The 16,176-nt window shown below is 59.0% G+C and carries 18 protein-coding genes; 11 read left to right on the top strand and 7 right to left on the bottom strand.

All coding sequences use genetic code 11. The features are described from left to right. Positions 1-34: 34 nt before the first annotated feature. The 3 genes from WYS_RS14145 to WYS_RS02990 all read right to left on the bottom strand — a co-directional run bounded on the left by WYS_RS14145 (position 35) and on the right by WYS_RS02990 (position 1,819). Positions 35-721, bottom strand: a complete 687-nt coding sequence (locus WYS_RS14145) for a metal-dependent hydrolase (RefSeq protein ID WP_147654397.1) — start codon at positions 719-721, stop codon at positions 35-37. 64 nt (positions 722-785) lie between these two features. Continuing rightward, positions 786-1,367 carry a DUF3793 family protein gene (locus tag WYS_RS02995; protein ID WP_019176674.1) on the bottom strand — a complete coding sequence of 194 codons (582 nt, stop codon included), beginning with the start codon at positions 1,365-1,367 and terminating at the stop codon, positions 786-788. Between the two features lie 2 nt (positions 1,368-1,369). Next, positions 1,370-1,819 carry a flavodoxin gene (locus tag WYS_RS02990; protein WP_019176673.1) on the bottom strand — a complete coding sequence of 150 codons (450 nt, stop codon included), beginning with the start codon at positions 1,817-1,819 and terminating at the stop codon, positions 1,370-1,372. A gap of 245 nt (positions 1,820-2,064) precedes the next feature. On the opposite strand from WYS_RS02990, the gene WYS_RS02985 reads away from it, so the two are divergent. Further along, positions 2,065-3,195: an acyltransferase gene (locus WYS_RS02985; RefSeq protein ID WP_019176672.1), complete on the top strand. Its 1,131-nt coding sequence runs from the start codon at positions 2,065-2,067 to the stop codon at positions 3,193-3,195. Between the two features lie 19 nt (positions 3,196-3,214). Here WYS_RS02985 and WYS_RS02980 read toward each other — a convergent pair whose 3' ends face one another. Both WYS_RS02980 and WYS_RS02975 read right to left on the bottom strand, forming a co-directional pair. After that, entirely contained in the window at positions 3,215-3,955 is a 741-nt protein-coding gene (locus WYS_RS02980; RefSeq protein ID WP_147654396.1) for a hypothetical protein, read from the bottom strand. A 113-nt stretch (positions 3,956-4,068) separates the two neighbouring features. Beyond that, positions 4,069-5,109: a hypothetical protein gene (locus WYS_RS02975; RefSeq protein ID WP_019176670.1), complete on the bottom strand. Its 1,041-nt coding sequence runs from the start codon at positions 5,107-5,109 to the stop codon at positions 4,069-4,071. Positions 5,110-5,248: 139 nt separating this feature from the next. Between WYS_RS02975 and WYS_RS15900 the strand changes: the two genes are divergently transcribed. The 5 genes from WYS_RS15900 (at position 5,249) to WYS_RS02950 (ending at position 9,376) form a co-directional block, all read left to right on the top strand. After that, positions 5,249-5,395, top strand: a complete 147-nt coding sequence (locus tag WYS_RS15900; protein ID WP_019176669.1) for a hypothetical protein — start codon at positions 5,249-5,251, stop codon at positions 5,393-5,395. A gap of 129 nt (positions 5,396-5,524) precedes the next feature. Continuing rightward, positions 5,525-6,274 (top strand): ATP-binding cassette domain-containing protein, encoded by a 750-nt coding sequence (locus WYS_RS02965; RefSeq protein WP_019176668.1) that lies wholly within the window; start codon positions 5,525-5,527, stop codon positions 6,272-6,274. After that, a complete protein-coding gene (locus WYS_RS02960; protein WP_019176667.1) occupies positions 6,250-7,473 on the top strand; it encodes a SufB/SufD family protein in 1,224 nt (407 codons plus the stop codon). The genes WYS_RS02965 and WYS_RS02960 overlap by 25 nt, the downstream gene beginning before the upstream one ends. A 430-nt stretch (positions 7,474-7,903) precedes the next feature. Next, complete coding sequence (locus tag WYS_RS02955) at positions 7,904-8,350, top strand: hypothetical protein (RefSeq protein ID WP_019176666.1); 447 nt, start codon at positions 7,904-7,906, stop codon at positions 8,348-8,350. Positions 8,351-8,581: 231 nt separating this feature from the next. Beyond that, the gene (locus tag WYS_RS02950) at positions 8,582-9,376 is read left to right on the top strand and encodes a glycosyltransferase family 2 protein (protein WP_147654395.1); all 795 of its coding nucleotides are present in this window, start codon (positions 8,582-8,584) and stop codon (positions 9,374-9,376) included. On the opposite strand, the gene WYS_RS02945 is transcribed toward WYS_RS02950, so the two are convergent. Together WYS_RS02945 and WYS_RS02940 are read right to left on the bottom strand one after the other, a co-directional pair. Beyond that, a complete protein-coding gene (locus WYS_RS02945) occupies positions 9,377-9,793 on the bottom strand; it encodes a VOC family protein (protein WP_026068746.1) in 417 nt (138 codons plus the stop codon). Positions 9,794-9,837: 44 nt separating this feature from the next. After that, positions 9,838-10,971: a glycosyltransferase family 4 protein gene (locus tag WYS_RS02940; RefSeq protein WP_019176663.1), complete on the bottom strand. Its 1,134-nt coding sequence runs from the start codon at positions 10,969-10,971 to the stop codon at positions 9,838-9,840. A gap of 148 nt (positions 10,972-11,119) precedes the next feature. Between WYS_RS02940 and WYS_RS02935 the strand changes: the two genes are divergently transcribed. The 5 genes from WYS_RS02935 to WYS_RS02915 all read left to right on the top strand — a co-directional run bounded on the left by WYS_RS02935 (position 11,120) and on the right by WYS_RS02915 (position 16,035). Then, positions 11,120-12,052 (top strand): glycosyltransferase, encoded by a 933-nt coding sequence (locus WYS_RS02935; protein WP_026068744.1) that lies wholly within the window; start codon positions 11,120-11,122, stop codon positions 12,050-12,052. After that, positions 12,049-12,288, top strand: a complete 240-nt coding sequence (locus WYS_RS02930; RefSeq protein ID WP_019176662.1) for a hypothetical protein — start codon at positions 12,049-12,051, stop codon at positions 12,286-12,288. The genes WYS_RS02935 and WYS_RS02930 overlap by 4 nt, the downstream gene beginning before the upstream one ends. 57 nt (positions 12,289-12,345) lie before the next feature. Then, a complete protein-coding gene (locus WYS_RS02925; RefSeq protein WP_019176661.1) occupies positions 12,346-13,176 on the top strand; it encodes an ABC transporter permease in 831 nt (276 codons plus the stop codon). After that, positions 13,176-14,426 (top strand): ABC transporter ATP-binding protein, encoded by a 1,251-nt coding sequence (locus tag WYS_RS15550; protein ID WP_019176660.1) that lies wholly within the window; start codon positions 13,176-13,178, stop codon positions 14,424-14,426. Before WYS_RS02925 ends, WYS_RS15550 begins: the two co-directional genes overlap by 1 nt. 508 nt (positions 14,427-14,934) lie before the next feature. Then, entirely contained in the window at positions 14,935-16,035 is a 1,101-nt protein-coding gene (locus WYS_RS02915) for a CgeB family protein (protein WP_162137689.1), read from the top strand. Positions 16,036-16,176: the final 141 nt, after the last annotated feature.

Raw genomic sequence — 16,176 nt, 5'->3', positions numbered from 1 at the left:
GAACTTTTCGTAGCTCAGGGTATAAATAAGAGGGTCAGACGAGGGGGTCGTCCCGGTACCGGGAGAGCATTGCCGCCCCTCCGGACAGGGAGGCTACGCCGAGCATGAGGGTGGCGGTGCCGGCACCGGGCTCGTTGATCATGTCCAGGATGCCGATGATGAGGTACCCGATGCCGAGGACGATCATGGCCCCCAGCAGCGGCTTGGACAGCGGGTCCAGGTTCTTCCTGAGCGGGTCCAGCGGCCTGAAGATATCATCCTTGTAGAGCGTTAGGAACACCCACACCAGGGCGATACCGAACACCCACTCCGTGGGGGAGGTGATCTCGACGATAAAGGAGCTGCCGAAGTAGTCGGGATAGTGGCCCGCCTGGAACGGCCCCAGGAGTGGCCAGAACACCGTCGTGGGGTTCTCCCACATGGAGTCGAGGATGAGATGCGAGACTATGCCGGCCGATAGGACCAGGCCTGCCAGTGAGGAGCGCCACTTCCATATGATCAGGCCGGCAATGACCAGCAGCGACAGGAACAGCAGGGAATGGCCGAAGATGCGGCCGGAGTCCAGAGTGCTCTGGAGGATAAGGTGCCCCAGCGGCTTGTCGATAAGGTCCGGCACCATGGCACCGGCCGCCGCCACCGGGACCATCCAACGCTTCCCGGTGGCCTGGTACAGGAACAAGCCCAAGACCGCTCCGATGAAGAGGTGGCAGAACACCAACATGGAATGCTTCGATATCACAGGTGGGTAAAATAATTACTGTCGGTAAAGGGGGAGAGAACCCTCCCTACGGACCCACCGCCAGCTGATCGGCGGAGGTCCCGGAGTTGAACACGTTCAGGTACTCCCCGCTGCATTTCCGGAACATCTCGAACCGCTCCCTGGCCTGATCGGCGTTCGAGTACACCTTCCAGCATCCCGAGAGGATAGGGGCCTGGCCGCCGTTCTCGATGAAGCCGACCACGTCGTGGAGAGGGTAGCCCAGGAACAGCCCGATCTCATGGGGGAAGGGGGAGGCGCTGTCGATTCGCTCCTTCAGGCGCTCGATGGAGGCGTCGGGGTCCGGGCTCCGGTACCCGTACGGTGAAAGGAACCGCGCGGCGGCCTCCGACCCCAGGTCCTCGGCCAGCATTCCCCTGCGGTACACGTAGACCAGCGCCCTGGCCCCGTCCGATTTTAGAACTGTCAAGTAGATGCCCTTTCCGTTCAGCCGCGCGTTCCAGGCGCTGATGCTCTGATCCAGCGACCGCCTTTGCCCGAGGTCGATGAAAAGGTTGAAAATGTTTCCGGACTTGAGCCCGGCCAGCGTCGGCGAGCAATGTCTCACCAGTTGCCTCTCGAACCTCTCGCCTAGGTCGTCCCTCGACATGCTCAACCACCGGGGACCTGGGACGTCCCTGCCCTCGCCAGCTCGGCCCCCATCGCCTTGCAGGCGGCTTCCGCGTCCTTGTCAGGGGCTTCGTGGGCCATCGTCACGGCGACGATGTTGGCCCCCGTGGATGCGCACCGTTCCTCCCATCTGCGCATCCACTCGCCGTCCCCCCAGTCATAGGAGCCGAACAGGGCGACGCTCTTCCCCTTCAGCGTCGGCTCCACCGAAGCGAACATGGGCTCGAACTCATCCTCTTCCAGCATCTCGTCGCCCATGGCCGGGCACCCGAAGGCGATCTTGGTGTACCTCTCCGCCGTTCCCGGGGCGAAGTCCTTGGCCTGATAGACCTCGACCTCGGCGCCCGCGCTCTTCGCTCCCTCTGCCACAAGGGAGGCCATGGCCTCGGTGTTCCCGGTGCCGCTCCAATATACTATTGCGACCTTGCTCATATCGTTCTCTCCGGTCCAGCCTGCGATCGCAGGACTGGTATTTAGGATGCCCTAAATAGTTTAGGGATACCTAAATTCATGTAAAAACTTTTCGACGTGACATCCGGTACCGCGCGAGTATGGAGATAATTCGGGGCGCGGAGGGCCCGTCACGAAAGCGTCCCTTCCCGCCGGGGGCGGGTTGCGTGGGCCGCTCCGGCGCCATTAAGGTTATAATGTCTCCTCTCCCACGTTAGCGCCGGAACATGTCGGCAGGGAAGAGCGGATGGAGGGGCGAGTTCGACTACCTCCGGGGATTCGCCATCCTGGCGATCGTCTGGATCCACGTCGGGGCCTTCTACGTGATGATCGGGCATCCCAGCGCGATCGCCCCGATTAACGAGTTCCTCACCCACTTCGCCGACTTCGGCGTTCCCCTGTTCTTCTTCATTTCCGGGTTCGTTCTCACGCTGAGGTACTTCAAGGTCGACAGCGCACCGAAGTTCTACGTGCGCCGCCTGGCCTTCATCGTACCGCCGTACGTGGTGTTCACGGCGATCTATGGAATCTATAGCGTCCTGTTCGTGGATACGTCGGTCCAACGGGCAACGCTGTCCTTCGCCCTGTTCGACGCGGCGGGGGCGTTCTGGTTCATCGCCATCATCATCCAGCTGTACCTGCTGTTCCCGCTCCTGACCCGGTGGTACGCCCGCCTGGAGGCGAGGGGGCAGGGATGGAGGCTGGCGGGGTACTCTCTTGTCCTCTACGTACTGTGGTGGAGCGTGCTGTTCCCGGCCACCCAGTACGCGATCGACCTTGTGGGCGGCTCCGTGGTGCCGGACCTGGGGGCCATCGTGGCCGAGCGCCTCTTCCCAGGCTACCTGATCTTCTTCGTGCTGGGGATATTTGCCTGCCGCAGCCCCTCTCTCACGTCCCGATGGTACAGGACGCTGAGCGGCATAGCGCTGGTCCCCGCGGCCGCCATCATGGCCGTCGGCCTGATGTTCCTGAAGACAGGGTTCTGGTGGGCCATGCTGGTCCTGCCGTTCAGCATCGTCATGTTCGCGCTGCTGGCGAGGGCATCGTACTGGCTAATGGCCCGCCCCGGCTGGGTGTCGAGGGGGCTGCAGGCGATAGGGGTGTACTCTTACGGGATATACCTCATCCACGTGCTGATCATCGCCGTAGTGGTGAAGGGGCTGCTGACGGCAGGACTGGGGTACGGGGACGCCGCGTTCTATCTGGCCCTCTACCCCATCACCGTGGCGCTGAGCTTCCTGGCTCTGTGGGTGATCAACAAGCTGCCGCTGGGGCACTATGCGACCGGAGTAAGGACGAAGAAGAAGACTTCCGAAAAGAGCATGCGATCACGGTCGGCGGAAGGGCGGAAGAGCTGAGGTCAGGACATGAGCGGCCTCATTGACCGGCACTGCTGGGGTCCAGCTCTCGCAGGAACCGCTTGGCCGAAGCGTAGCTCTCCGCCTGGTACCTCTTTTTCTGCTCAGCATCAGCGTTGGCCAGGAAAGTCCCCACCCATGTAGGGCCTTCAGCTTCTACCGATCTGAACTTATCTTTTATGTTTGTCATGCCCAGCCCCATGCTCTGCTCTGCCAGGAATGGTCTTACTTTCCGAGCCACGGCGGCAGGACCATCAAGGCACTGGGACATCACACTAAAGATATCATAAGCATCCTTCTCCTTGTACCTTTCACCGAGGACGACCCCTTTCATCCCAATGCAACCAGCGATGTCCAACATTTGTATCTGGGCCCTTGCCTCACCGCCATCGGGAAGCGTTCCTCGGACCTCTTTTTTGAAGTTGTGTTGGAACTCGATATCACATCCGTTCGCGATTCTCGCCGGGAGCGATGGCTGGACCCTCCTATGCCTGTGATTCCCAGAATTCACGGTCGTGCTGGTAAGGAAGTCGATTGATATTCTGTAGCTTCGTCCATCCACTCTCGATGATATTTCCCGTTCGAAGCTGAAGACGATAGGTTGTCCATCAACCCCACGCCGCAGAGAATAACCACGCTCCTCGATGAGATCCACTATTGTTGAATGCTCATCATCCCCGACCAGTTCTGGATTGACGGCGATGTCAATGTCGATCGACCCGACGTGGGAGAAATCTCCACGCCCAAACTCCTCGATCAAGAAGAACGGGGCCCCAGCCTCCGACAAGCACCAACGAATCCCTGTAAGAACCCAACGCGATGGATAATTCTAATAGGGCAGAAAGAGAGGCATTGGCCACTCCGCCATCGTAGTCAGTGGATAGCCTTGGAGACATCGTTCACCCCCAGCAGATCGCTCCGGATAGCATCAGCCTGCTCCCTTCCACGCTGAGGATAGTTGTATAGGTCTAGGTACAGCTGGAGGTTGGATACCACCTTGACACCGTCGATCACCTGGATGTGCTTCAGCACCCCATTGTCCTTTGGAGTAATCAAGTACAAGTTACCGCCAAACTCCACGGGCTCCAGGTCCAGAGCGTCCCTGAGAACCTTTGGGTCCCCGGCATAAACATGCGTGTCCGTTGACCTCACTATTGGCAACACCAACCGGGCCGCAGCCCCCAGAGTGACCGCGTAATCGACATCGGGAAGCTGTCTCAACCTCGAAAATATCTGGTCATAGCCTTTCAGAAATGTGTAGTAGCCAGTGATCTCCTGGCGATCGTACCTATATTTCTCTGACACCAAGTCTAACAGGCCCGAGGGATCGGCAAGCCTGGTCCCGCCCCTCCTCTTCTCGATATAGTTCTCAGCTTCCAGACCGTCAAAGACCTTGTAGATCTGAGCTAGGCTCACCGAGGAATAATTAGATAGTTCCTGCATTGTCCATTCCTTGCCGGGATTCTCAAGCATGCACCTGATCACCCAGCAGCTCTTTGGCGATAGTAGCTTTTGCTGCTTCCGCTTAACCTTATACTTATTGTCACTGCCCCACTTGTTAATGTAAATGCCATCGAATTCCAGATAGGCATTTCCTGAGAGGTCCACGCAGCCTATGTTGGACCTCTCGCACATCTCCCTCCCGCGATCGCTGAAGAAAGGAGCGATGATAATGGGATAGCAGTCCCCGATTGGCCTGTTGCTCAAGCGACCGACATATTCCGCAATGACCTTCGGCTCGCCCGATGATTTGAGCTCGATCAATAACTTCTTCTTCCTATTTCCGATTTTCAAGTTGGCTGTTGCGTCTACCCTGCCAGTGCCAACATCGTCTTTTTCATATTTGCTCCATTCCAAGTCTCCGACCCTGGACAGCAATGATTCGATAGCTTTCTTGTAGTCTGTTTCATCCATGATTTTCACTATTATATCTTTTTCACCGCTTGGTGAAAATAGCGTATACAGTAAAAGTATATAATTTGTTTGCGAGGTCACTGGATGGAGCAGTAATAATGAGGAGGGAGTTTGATCACTCGACAGACCCCTCTGTCCCTTGGACCAGTTCAGGGCCGGGTGCACCTCGCCCCCGTTCGCCGTTCACATGGGGGTCGAATACCGGTACGGCGAGGTCACCGGCAGGGATCTGATACAGGAGCTACCCGGGACAATGATAGTCACCCATGCGGAGGACGATCTCTGAGATCTTCAAGCCATATTCCAGATGATTGACCTGTTCCAGCATTCTTAACTATTGTGAATTATTAAGCAGTTTTAGCTCCCCTTTTGAGATAATTATTAATGAAATCCCTGCCTACCCTGACGTGAGAGCATGTTAGAGATCAAGGACCTGACGGTAGAGGTAGGGGGCAGGACGGTCCTCAAGGACGTCAACTTGACGGTGGCTTCCGGCTCCACCAGCGTCCTGTTCGGACCGAACGGCTCGGGAAAATCGAGCCTGCTGTCCTCCATCATGGGGGTGGGCGCGTACAGGATCGTGGGAGGCGAGATACGATTCGACGGACATGACATCACCCACATGCCGGTGGACCAGCGGGCCAAGCTGGGCATCGGCCTGATGTCCCAACGGCCCCCGAACCTGGTGGGCGTTACGCTCAAGACGATGCTCAAGGTCACCGGCCACGGCAAGGTGGACCCCAGGGAACTGGCGTCCACGCTGGGGATGGAGCGCTTCCTGGGAAGGGACGTGAACGTGGGCTTCTCCGGCGGGGAGATCAAGAGGTCGGAGCTTTTGCAGCTGGCGGCCCAGAACCCCTGCATGTACATGCTGGACGAGCCGGAGTCCGGGGTTGACCTGGAGAGCATAGAGAAGGTCGGGAACATGGTCCGCCACCTTCTCACCACCGGGATGAAGTGCGCCGGGGAGCGGGAGGCGCACGGTAAGAGCGCCCTGGTGATCACTCACACCGGACAGATACTTGATTACATCGAAGCTGACCATGGATATGTGCTGTGCGACGGGGTCATCACCTGCCAAGGGAACCCCCGGGAACTGCTGAGAGAGATACGCGCCAAGGGATACGAGGAGTGTGTGAAATGCCGACTGGTGAGGACGGGCTGAAGGAACGCGCGCGGAAGGCCCTGAACAAGCAGGCCAAGTACGGCGAGGACATCGACCTCGATAAGTTCAAGGACGGCGCTAGAGACATACCGGTCTCCCGCCTCAGCGAGCTTCCTGACGACATGAAGGAAACGCTCCTCGGCGCCGGGGTCATCCCCACCGGGGAGGGCCGCGAGGGAAGCCTGGTGGTCCTGGACAGCTCCATGGTCGCCCGCGACATCGAGGGCGACGGGTTCGAGCTCCTGGACACCCGGGAGGCGCTGAAGAAGCACTCCTGGCTAAGGGACTATTCCTGGAAGGCGGTGCAGGTCGACGCTGACAAGTACACCGCGGCGACGTACCTCGGCGACTCTCCCGGATACTTCATTCACGCTCTGCCCGGGAAGAAGGTCAAGCTGCCGGTGCAGACGTGCCTGATGGTCGGGCACAACCAGACCGCGCAGACGGTCCACAATATCATCGTGGTGGAGGAAGGCGCGTCGCTCGAAGTGGTCTCGGGCTGCACCACCCGGAAGGGCGTGGAGGCCGCCATCCACCTGGGCATCTCGGAGTTCTACGTCAAGAAGGGCGGGTCGCTGACCTTCACCATGATCCACAACTGGGCCGATCAGGTCGGAGTGAGGCCGCGCACCGGCGTGATCGTGGAAGAGGGCGGCAGCTACGTCAACAACTATGTCGTCCTCAAGCCGGTGAAGAGCATCCAGATGTACCCGACGGCAAATCTGGTGGGCAAGGGTTCGGTGGCGCGGTTCAATACCATCGCCGTCGCTCACCCCGGCTCCGTGCTGGACCTGGGCTCCAAGGCGGTGCTTGCCGGCCAGGGTTCCAGGGCGGAGATCATAGCCCGGTCCATCACCACCGGCGGCACGGTATACAACCGCGGCACGCTGGTAGGAGAGGCGCCTGACATCAAGGCCCACCTGGAATGCCGCGGGCTCATCCTCGGCAAGAACGGCGTGAACGTGGCCATTCCCGAGCTGGATGCCAGGGTCCCCGACGTGGAGATGACCCACGAGGCCTCGCTGGGCAAGATCGCCCGGGACCAGGTCGACTACATTATGTCCCGCGGCCTCACCGAGGACGAGGCGGTCGGCATGATCGTCCGGGGGTTCCTGGAGGTCGGCATCAGGGGCATACCGGAGGAGCTCAAGGCGGAGATAGACAAGACCATCGCCCAGAGCGACCTGGCGTCGGGATAAACCATTTTCCTTAATTTCTCAGGCCCGGAGGGCTTCGGACCCTCCGGTCACTGTTCTTCATATTTTCACAGATAGCGCGCCTCCCGTTTTGAGGGCCCTCGTCATGCCGAGCTCGCGGCGAACGGGCGTAAACTATTGTTCAGAGAATAAGGGGTTCCCAGGCGCCATCCACGTGCCCCTGAAACCAAGGGGGATTGGCTCATCAATGATGTATCTTTCGATTATTATCAGCAGTCAATTCGAAATTTTGATAATTCATGCTAATTGTATTAATCTGTCCACAATCATTCTGATATCGAACCAATAATGCATAAAACGATAGATTAGAGGTCCAATATGTGCGTAAATTGGCAGACTGGACCGAATCATGCGGCTTTCAAAAGTTTAATAAGGAGTCTATTGTTCGGGAAGGGTTACTAAGAGGATTATTATGCGTACATCCGGCGATCAGGAAGAGGTTTGCATTCTCGAGGCCATAAGGACGGCTAACACCCACAGAGAAGAGCTCGCTGAGTCACTGGTAGACAACTCCGTGCTTATTATCGTGGCCGCCACGGCCCGCAGGGAGCTGACGGTAAGGGAGATCTCCACCATAACCTCCATCCCCTTGGCCACCTGCTACAAGCTTGTCGAGAAGATGGCCGGGATCGGCTTGCTTGCCGAGACCGGGAAGGTCCGCACTTCCACCCGGGGAAAGGCGTCCATGTACACCTCGTCCCTGAAGAACTTCTCCGTGGACCTCTCCAACGGCTCCATCGATCTCAACATCATCTGGAAGAACGGCCAGACCATGGGCGTGAACCGCGAGGTCTGCAGCAATGTCCAGAACGAGATCCTCGCTTCCGTGGACGCGGTCACAGCCGCGGCCGCGAAGTAAATCCCTTCCCCCCTCCTCTTTTTTATGATCCCTGCCCGGGGCGCGGGACGGTCGCGATAACGGTCGGGGCCTCCGTCGTTGCCGCGCTGGTGCTGGGGAGAAGATCTGACCGGCGGGTCGAGAGCATGCTGAGTTCCTCAGTTCTCTTCGTCGGCCACGGTCGAAACTTCTTTCAAACCCCATCCTTATCTCCGCACCACAGCGCCATCCCGATAAGGTTTGGAGGATAACATGTGGCTGACCGACGTTGTTCTGAGGCGAAGTGAGAGCTACCGGAAGAACCTGAGGTTCGAACCGAACCTGGCCAGGTTCGTGGCCAAGTACGGCTCCCGCCCCGTACCGTCCAGGGAGAGGGACCTCACGCTGGAGATCATCATCCCCTGCTACAACCACGGGCGGTTCCTCCGCGACGCGCTGTCTTCCTGCCCCCGCGATGCGCCGATCACCATATCGTACGATGAGTCGACCGACGACACCGGCGAGATCATCGAGCGGCTGAAGGACGAGTTCACCTTCAAGCTGCTGAAGAACGGGGAGGCCGCGGGGCAGGGGGAGAGCATCAACCGGGCCATCGCCGCTTCTGACCATGACGCCTTCATGGTGCTCAATGCCGACGACTGCCTGCTCCCGTACGCGTACGACGCTGTAGCGCGTACCTTCGATCGGTTCCCCGATGCAAGATTGGTAGGCGGTGGGAGCATTCCCTTCGCCGACCCAAGCACTCTGCGCCTGAGCGCGCACCTGCCCGTTCGCCTCGGATACCTGCACGAAGCAACGGTCCTGCGGCCGGAGCAGGTGCGGAGGGTGAAGGAGCTGAACGATGTCAATATGACCATGAGCAGCTGTTCGTTCACCCGGTCGGCCTGGAAGGCCGTCGACGGGTTCTGGCCGTTCGACCGGAGGGTGTGCAGCCACGACGACCGCGACTTCCAGCTGCGGGTGGGGTGCCTGTTCCCCATCGCGCTGATCGAGGAGCCTCTGGCCTTCTACCGCACCAACAGCTCGCTGGCCCGCGGGCAGGCGTGACTACTTCGGAGCGTCCACCACCTCGAACTCGTTCCCGTCGTCATCAACGAAGCGGGCGATGAGACGGCCGAACTTGTCCCTCTGCGGTTTCATGGTGAACTCGATGCCCTCGTCGACCAGCACCTTGTGGAAGTCATAGATGGAATCAGTGGCGAGCACCGCCCCGGTGCGGATGCCGGGCTGGTCCTCGTCATCCTTCCCCGGGACGTACAGCAGCAGAGTGGCGCCCTCGTCCAGAGCGATCTCGGCCTGCCCCATGGCCCTCATGTCCGAGGCCAGCCTGAGGCCCAGGACCTCGGAGTACAGCTCTATGGCCTGCTCGATGTCGCTGACCGGCACCCGGAGCTGCGCGATCCTGAGCAGTTTTCCTCGCTCCTGTTCGGGGGCCTCCCCGCCCATGGGGTCGCCTAGAGGCATGAACCCTAATTGGCAGGTTGTTTATTTCATAGTGATGAGGTCGGTCAGAGCATGCTGAGGTATGCCGCCTTGGTCTCCCGGGCGGTCCTGTCCCAGGAGAACAGCTTGGCGCGCTCCAGACCCTGGGCGGTCATCCGGGCCCTCAGACCCTCGTCTTGCACTACCCTCGATATCCCTTCCGCCATGGACGCCTCGTCCCCCGGATCGAAGTATTCGGCAGCGTCGCCGCCCAGCTCCGGCAGCGAGGAGGTGTTGCTGAGCACTGCCGGACAGCCGCAGGCGAACGCTTCCAGGACCGGTAACCCGAAGCCTTCGTAGAGGGACGGGAACACAAAAGCCAGGGCGTTCTTGTACAGGGCGATGAGAAAGCTGTCGTCCACCCTCATCTGGCGCACCTGCCCGGCCAGACCGAGCCGGGAGATCCTCAGGTCCTCGGCCTCCGAGAAGGGGTCGCCCCCCACGCAGAGCAGGTGCAGCTCCCGGTCCTTTGCAAGCAGCGGGGAGACCGCTTCAAGGAAGCGGTCGAAGTTCTTGTACGTCCACCGGTGGCCGACGAACAGGATGTAGCGCTCCGGGACCCCATCGGGCCGCTCCACCGGCCCCGGGGGAGGGTCGAGCGAGATGCCCTGGCGGATCACCCGGACCCTCGATCCGTCCACCCCATAGAGCCGGCACAGGTCGTTCTTGGTGTTCGCGGAGACAGTGACGATGTGATCGGCCCTATCCACGACGGCCTTCTTCCAGCCTATCACCTTGGCGTTCGCCGGGTAGTATTGGGTAAGAAGGTCATGTATCATATCGTGAACTATCAGGTAGCAGGGTTTCCTTCCCAGAGGCTCGATGAAGTATGGGTCGTAATATGTGGGATGAAATATGTCGAAGTCCTGCCGCCTCAGGGCCCGGGCGGAAACGCGCTGGTTGGTCCAGTACTTGAGGTCGATCCCAGTGAGGTCGCGAGCTTTCGCCACCGTTCTGCTGCGCAGCGTGTCCGAGGCCCAGTACCTGCTCGAGAACCTCGTCCCCTCAAGGTACTGGTTCCCGCTGAACGCCAGGGCGAGATCGATGTCAAGATCGGGGTCGCCGGCGTAGCGCCGAAACAATTCCCCATAATAGCGGGAGATGCCGCCATACGATGGCAAAGAGAATATCTGGTGATCGTAGAAGACCTTGGCCACCATCTCGATGCCTTCACATGAGATGCTTCATCGCACCATATATTAGGATATCCATAGTGACATGGAGCCGAACTTTACAGTACGGAAATTGTTTTAGCCGCGCAAAGCCTCGACCCTTAGGTCCGATGAGCACCAAGGTCGTGAACCTAGCGTGAGACTTGCCCAGACCTTCCGGACGATATACCGGGACCTGACGAAGAAGGAGATGACGAGCCTGCCTGCCGTCCCTCCCGCCAGGGGAAGGGCGCTGATGGGGTACCTCAACGCCGCAGTGGTCAGCAAGGAGGACTCCCGGCTACTGAGGAGCGGGCACACCAATAGGTGGGAGTGCAGGAACATCGCCCACATATTTTCATCCTTTGGCTACGATGTCGACGCCATCAACTGGGATAACAAGAAGTTCCTCCCCTCACGCAGCTACAATGTGCATTTCGACATCAGCACCAACATGGCCCGATTCCATAGCGCCCTTCCTGACACCCAGCGCCTGTTGCATGTAACTGAAAGCTATCCCCGCTTCAACAATGCCGCCGAAGCTAGGAGGGTCGAGGAGATGGAGCGCCGGACCGGCGTGCCTTACGCTCCAAAGCGCAAGATGCTAGAGCCGGACCTCTTCGACAGTTCTCTTGAGATCGCGGATCGCATCTCCCTGATCGGGAATGAGGTCACGCTGTCCACGTTCCCGGAGAGATTTCGCGACAGGATCACATTGGTCACACCATCGTCCTCGACAGCCTTCATCAAGCCCCCCAAGGCACTGGTCCCCCCTAGCCGCGAGTTCCTGTGGTTCAACGGCGCCGGAGCGGTGCACAAGGGATTGGACCTAACGCTGGAAGCGTTCCGGAAGCTCCCCGACCTGCGCCTGAACGTGGTGGGCAACGCTCACGAGGAGGAGGATTTCATGAGGGCGTACGGGAATGACCTCCTTCACGCGCCGAACATTACCTATTACGGCTGGCTTAGGACCGACGGCAGGGTGTTCAGGGAAGTGATGGAGCGGTGCTGCTGCTTCATCTCCCCCTCTGCAGCGAGGGCATCTCCACGTCCTCCGCCACCGCGATGCGGGCCGGTCTGTATCCTGTGATCAGCAGGAACAACGGCATCGACCTGCCCCCGGACTGCGGCGCCTGGCTGGAGGACTGCACGGCCGAGGAGATCGCCCAGAAGGCCAGGGAGGTGGCGAAGATGCCTATCGGCGAGCTCCGTCGGCAGATTTGGGAATGCCAGACCACGGCGTTGAACCGGTACTCGCGCGAGAACTTTGCCAAGGAAATGTCCGCGTACCTCTCTGCCGCCTTGGCTGAGCAAATCAAGAATTAATATCATGAGATGACTATTGGTGGGTTCAAAGGGCCGGGCCCAGGACAAGAATGTCAAATGGCGGAAAAGAAGGTCAAGGTCATACGCCCCAAGGGTTCCCGCTGGGAACTGGGCCTGGGAGAGATATGGGAGTACCGCGAGCTCCTATACTTCCTGGTCTGGAAGCAAATCAAGACCAAGTACAAGCAGAGCGTCCTGGGGATCGGCTGGGCCATCGTGCAGCCGCTCCTCCTGACCTTCGTGTTCGGGTTCATATTCTACCGGCTGGCCAACCTGTCCACCGGGGGCATCGAGCCATATTCCTTCCTGTTCGCCGGCCTCATTCTGTGGACGTTCTTGTCCGGCACCGTCACCTCCGCGTCGCTGAGCCTCATCGCCAACGCACCCATGATCTCCAAGGTGTACTTCCCCCGTGTGCTTATACCGCTGAGCCTGGTGATCGCCGGTCTGCTGGACTATGCCATCGCCGCGATCATGGTGGTAGCGGTCATCCTCATCATGGGTGAGAGCATCAGCGTTTGGGCGGTGTTCACCTTCGTCCCTCTGGCCCTCACGTTCCTGTTGTCAGCGGGAGTGAGCTTCTGGCTGTCCGCGGCCGCTGCTAAGTACCGCGATGTGCAGTACGTAGTGCCGTTCGGGGTGTCCATAGCCATGTACGCCTCCCCGGTGCTGTACCCCATCAGCTGGGCGACCACCGACCTCATCCGGCTCGCGCTGAACCTCAACCCGCTCACCGGCATATTCACGGCCCAGAGGTTCTTCATATTCGGACGGCCGGAAATGGACTTCCTGCCGCTCCTCTACTCCATCTTCGCCACGCTGGCCATCTTCCTCACCGGCCTGCTGTACTTCAAGCACTATGAACGGCAGCTCGCGGATGTGATCTGATGGAGAAGGCCATCGAGATAAGGGGGCTGTCCAAGAGCTATCACATCATCTCCGGCGCCGGCGCTTACCGGCCGGTGGGGATGAGGATAGGGGAGAGCCTTTCGACCTTCGTCCGCCACCCCCTTGCCTCGATCCAGGGGCACATCTACGGGAGCGAGGTGTTCTGGGCGCTGAAGGACGTGAACCTTGATGTGGAGAGGGGGGAAACGGTCGGCATCATCGGCCGAAACGGGGCGGGGAAGAGCACTCTGCTCAAGATACTCTCGCAGATCACTTATCCCACCGCCGGCGAGATCGTGCTCCGGGGGTCCGTAGGCTCCTTGCTGGAGGTCGGCACCGGGTTCCATCCAGATCTCACCGGTCGAGAGAACGTGTTCCTCAACGGGGCCATCCTGGGGATGGGGAAGAAGGAGATCCAGTCCAAGTTCGACGCCATCGTGAAGTTCGCAGAGGTGGAGAAGTTCCTGGATACTCCCATCAAGCGCTACTCCTCGGGCATGTACCTCCGCCTGGCGTTCTCTGTGGCGGCGCACCTGGAGCCGGACATCCTCATTGCCGACGAGGTGCTGGCGGTGGGCGACCAGCAGTTCCAGGCCAAGTGCCTGGGGAAGATGAAGGAGGTGGCCGGGGAGGGCCGCACCGTCATCTTCGTCTCGCACAACATGCATGCAGTGCGGTCGCTGTGCGAGACGGGGGTGTTCCTCAGGTCAGGGAGGGTCGTCGCCAAGGGGCTGGTGGACGAGGTGATCAACGCCTACTCCCAGACCCTGGAGGGCGAGATGGGCGCCCTGCCGCTCAGAGGGGAGGAGATCATCGTAGATTCCCTGGAGGTGATCCAGCGCGGCCTGAACACTGGCCTCATTGACGGCGGCTTGCCGTTCGAGGTGGTGGTGCGCTTTACCCTGCCGGTGAGCGCGGAGAACCTGCGCATGGGCATAGTGGTGAACACCAGCCTGGGGGATGAGCTGGTCCGCTCCCTGTTCTCCGATTGGGACCGCAGCACGGAGCGCCTTCCTCCCGGCGACTACGAGGCCCGCCTGACGTTCCCGGGGAAGCTGCTGTCCTCCGGCAACTATACCATCGCCCTCACGGCGCACAAGCAGGGGTCCATCGACCTGCTGCAGGGCCGCCATGTCGACCGCGTGGTCAACGTGTCCGCCCCCCTGGATTTCAATTCCGGGGGGCCGGCGGACCCGTACCGCGCGGAGGTTCTGCTCGACAGGAAGTGGGAGCTGCAGAAGATGCGGTGATCTGGGACGATACATCACATTAGTGGGCTCTTCCTAGACCGATGACCTCCCAGACCTGTTGGTCAGAGTCGGGGGAGGATGCTATTCAAGCGTAAATCATCATCTGGTCCGAAGAGGGGGGGGGGACCTCTGATGGCACCTCGACGATTGAACCGAGTATGACGACTGTCGGGACATGTGATCAGCTTCAATCTCGTGTTCGCTCTCTGCTGGAGCGGGCATTTCTCGCCTGCATATCCTCAGGACCATGGCATTCGCCCGGTCGGTGCATATGATAGACCGCTAGGTGGGATCCCAATACTGGCCAGGGACGACTCCGACTTGGCCGGATTCGGCCATCAGTTGCCTAGCCCATGAGAGGTAAAGAAGCCCACGTATGGAGTCCTGGCTCTCAGACAAAATGATTTATCCGAACATCGGTTATCCGAGGGATGGGCATGCCAATCTGATATTGGACAGTCCAAAAAGCCATACGATAGTGTCCAGTCGATGGTCGGAGAGGGTCTACTTGGGAAGCATCTTCAATTCAGTACGTTACTTTGCATTTCGCAGCACCGAAAGGATTCTCCATGGGATAGAACGCAAGTTCGACGACAGGGCCGTAGAGGCCATCGCCAATGACGAGGTGGAGGTGCGGTTCAACCGGGACAGGCCCAAAGTCCTCTATGTCGGCATTCGTTACGACTACGGTGTCCGAGACAAGGGGTTGAGCTTCGAGCATTACAATTTCTACCAGGCCCTTTCCAGCATGGACCTCACTACCATCTATTTTGATTATGACCGCATCTCACACCGGTACGGCTTCGAGAAGATGTCCCAAATGCTCCGGGAGGTGGCTTTCTACTACCAGCCGGATTACCTATTCTATTTCCATTTCAATGACTGGATAGAGCACGAGGTGTGGAAGGAGATATCGAGAGAGCTGCCGTGCAGGACGATCATATGGTTGGCAGACGATCACTGGAGATACGAGGACACCAGGAGCGTCTGGGAGTTGTTCGACGTAATCGCCACCACAGATAAGGAGAGCTACGAGAAACGCCAGAAAGAAGGGCTCGACAACCAAGTCCTTACTCAATGGGGATGCAATCATCACCTCTACCGTAATTTCAACATGGAACGGACGATCGCCGCCTCGTTTGTCGGGCGAAGCAATAAGGATCGGGTGGACTTCATCGACACTATGAAAAAGAGGGGTACCTCACTGACCACTTTCGGCGAGGGTTGGGAGAATGGGGTTCGCGTGAACCAGTCTGATCTCATTCGCTTATACAACCAAAGCAAGATCTCCCTCAACATCTCCTTCGCCTCCCGAGGCGGAAAGCTCCAGATAAAGGGACGTGACTTTGAGGCTCCTGGATGCGGAAGCCTCTTGGTCACGAAAAACACTGATCACATCGGCGAATACTATGTCCCCGGAAAAGAGATCGTCACCTATGATGACGCCAATGATGCGGCGGATAAGATAAAATATTACCTAGACAGAGAAGAGGAAAGGGCCGCGATCGCCCAGGCCGGATACGAGCGAACGTTGAAAGACCATACGATGGAAAGGCGGATCGAGGCCGTTCTTGCCGGGGCCTCCCGCCTAAAGAAAGGGAATACCTGAACCGTAACGTCGGCAATAGTTGGAACATCCCAATTGGCAAGCTCACCTAGTTTCTAAGGATGCTCAAGAATATGGGCTGGCCAGAACCGGGCGGTACGCATGGCGTCTAAACAACAATTAAATGGCAACAATAGTATAGCC

The organism is Methanomassiliicoccus luminyensis B10 (genome assembly GCF_000308215.1).
Taxonomy (GTDB): Archaea; Thermoplasmatota; Thermoplasmata; order Methanomassiliicoccales; family Methanomassiliicoccaceae; genus Methanomassiliicoccus; species Methanomassiliicoccus luminyensis.
The sequence above is the reverse complement of the archived record's forward strand: the minus strand, read 5'-3'. Positions and strand labels throughout refer to the sequence as shown.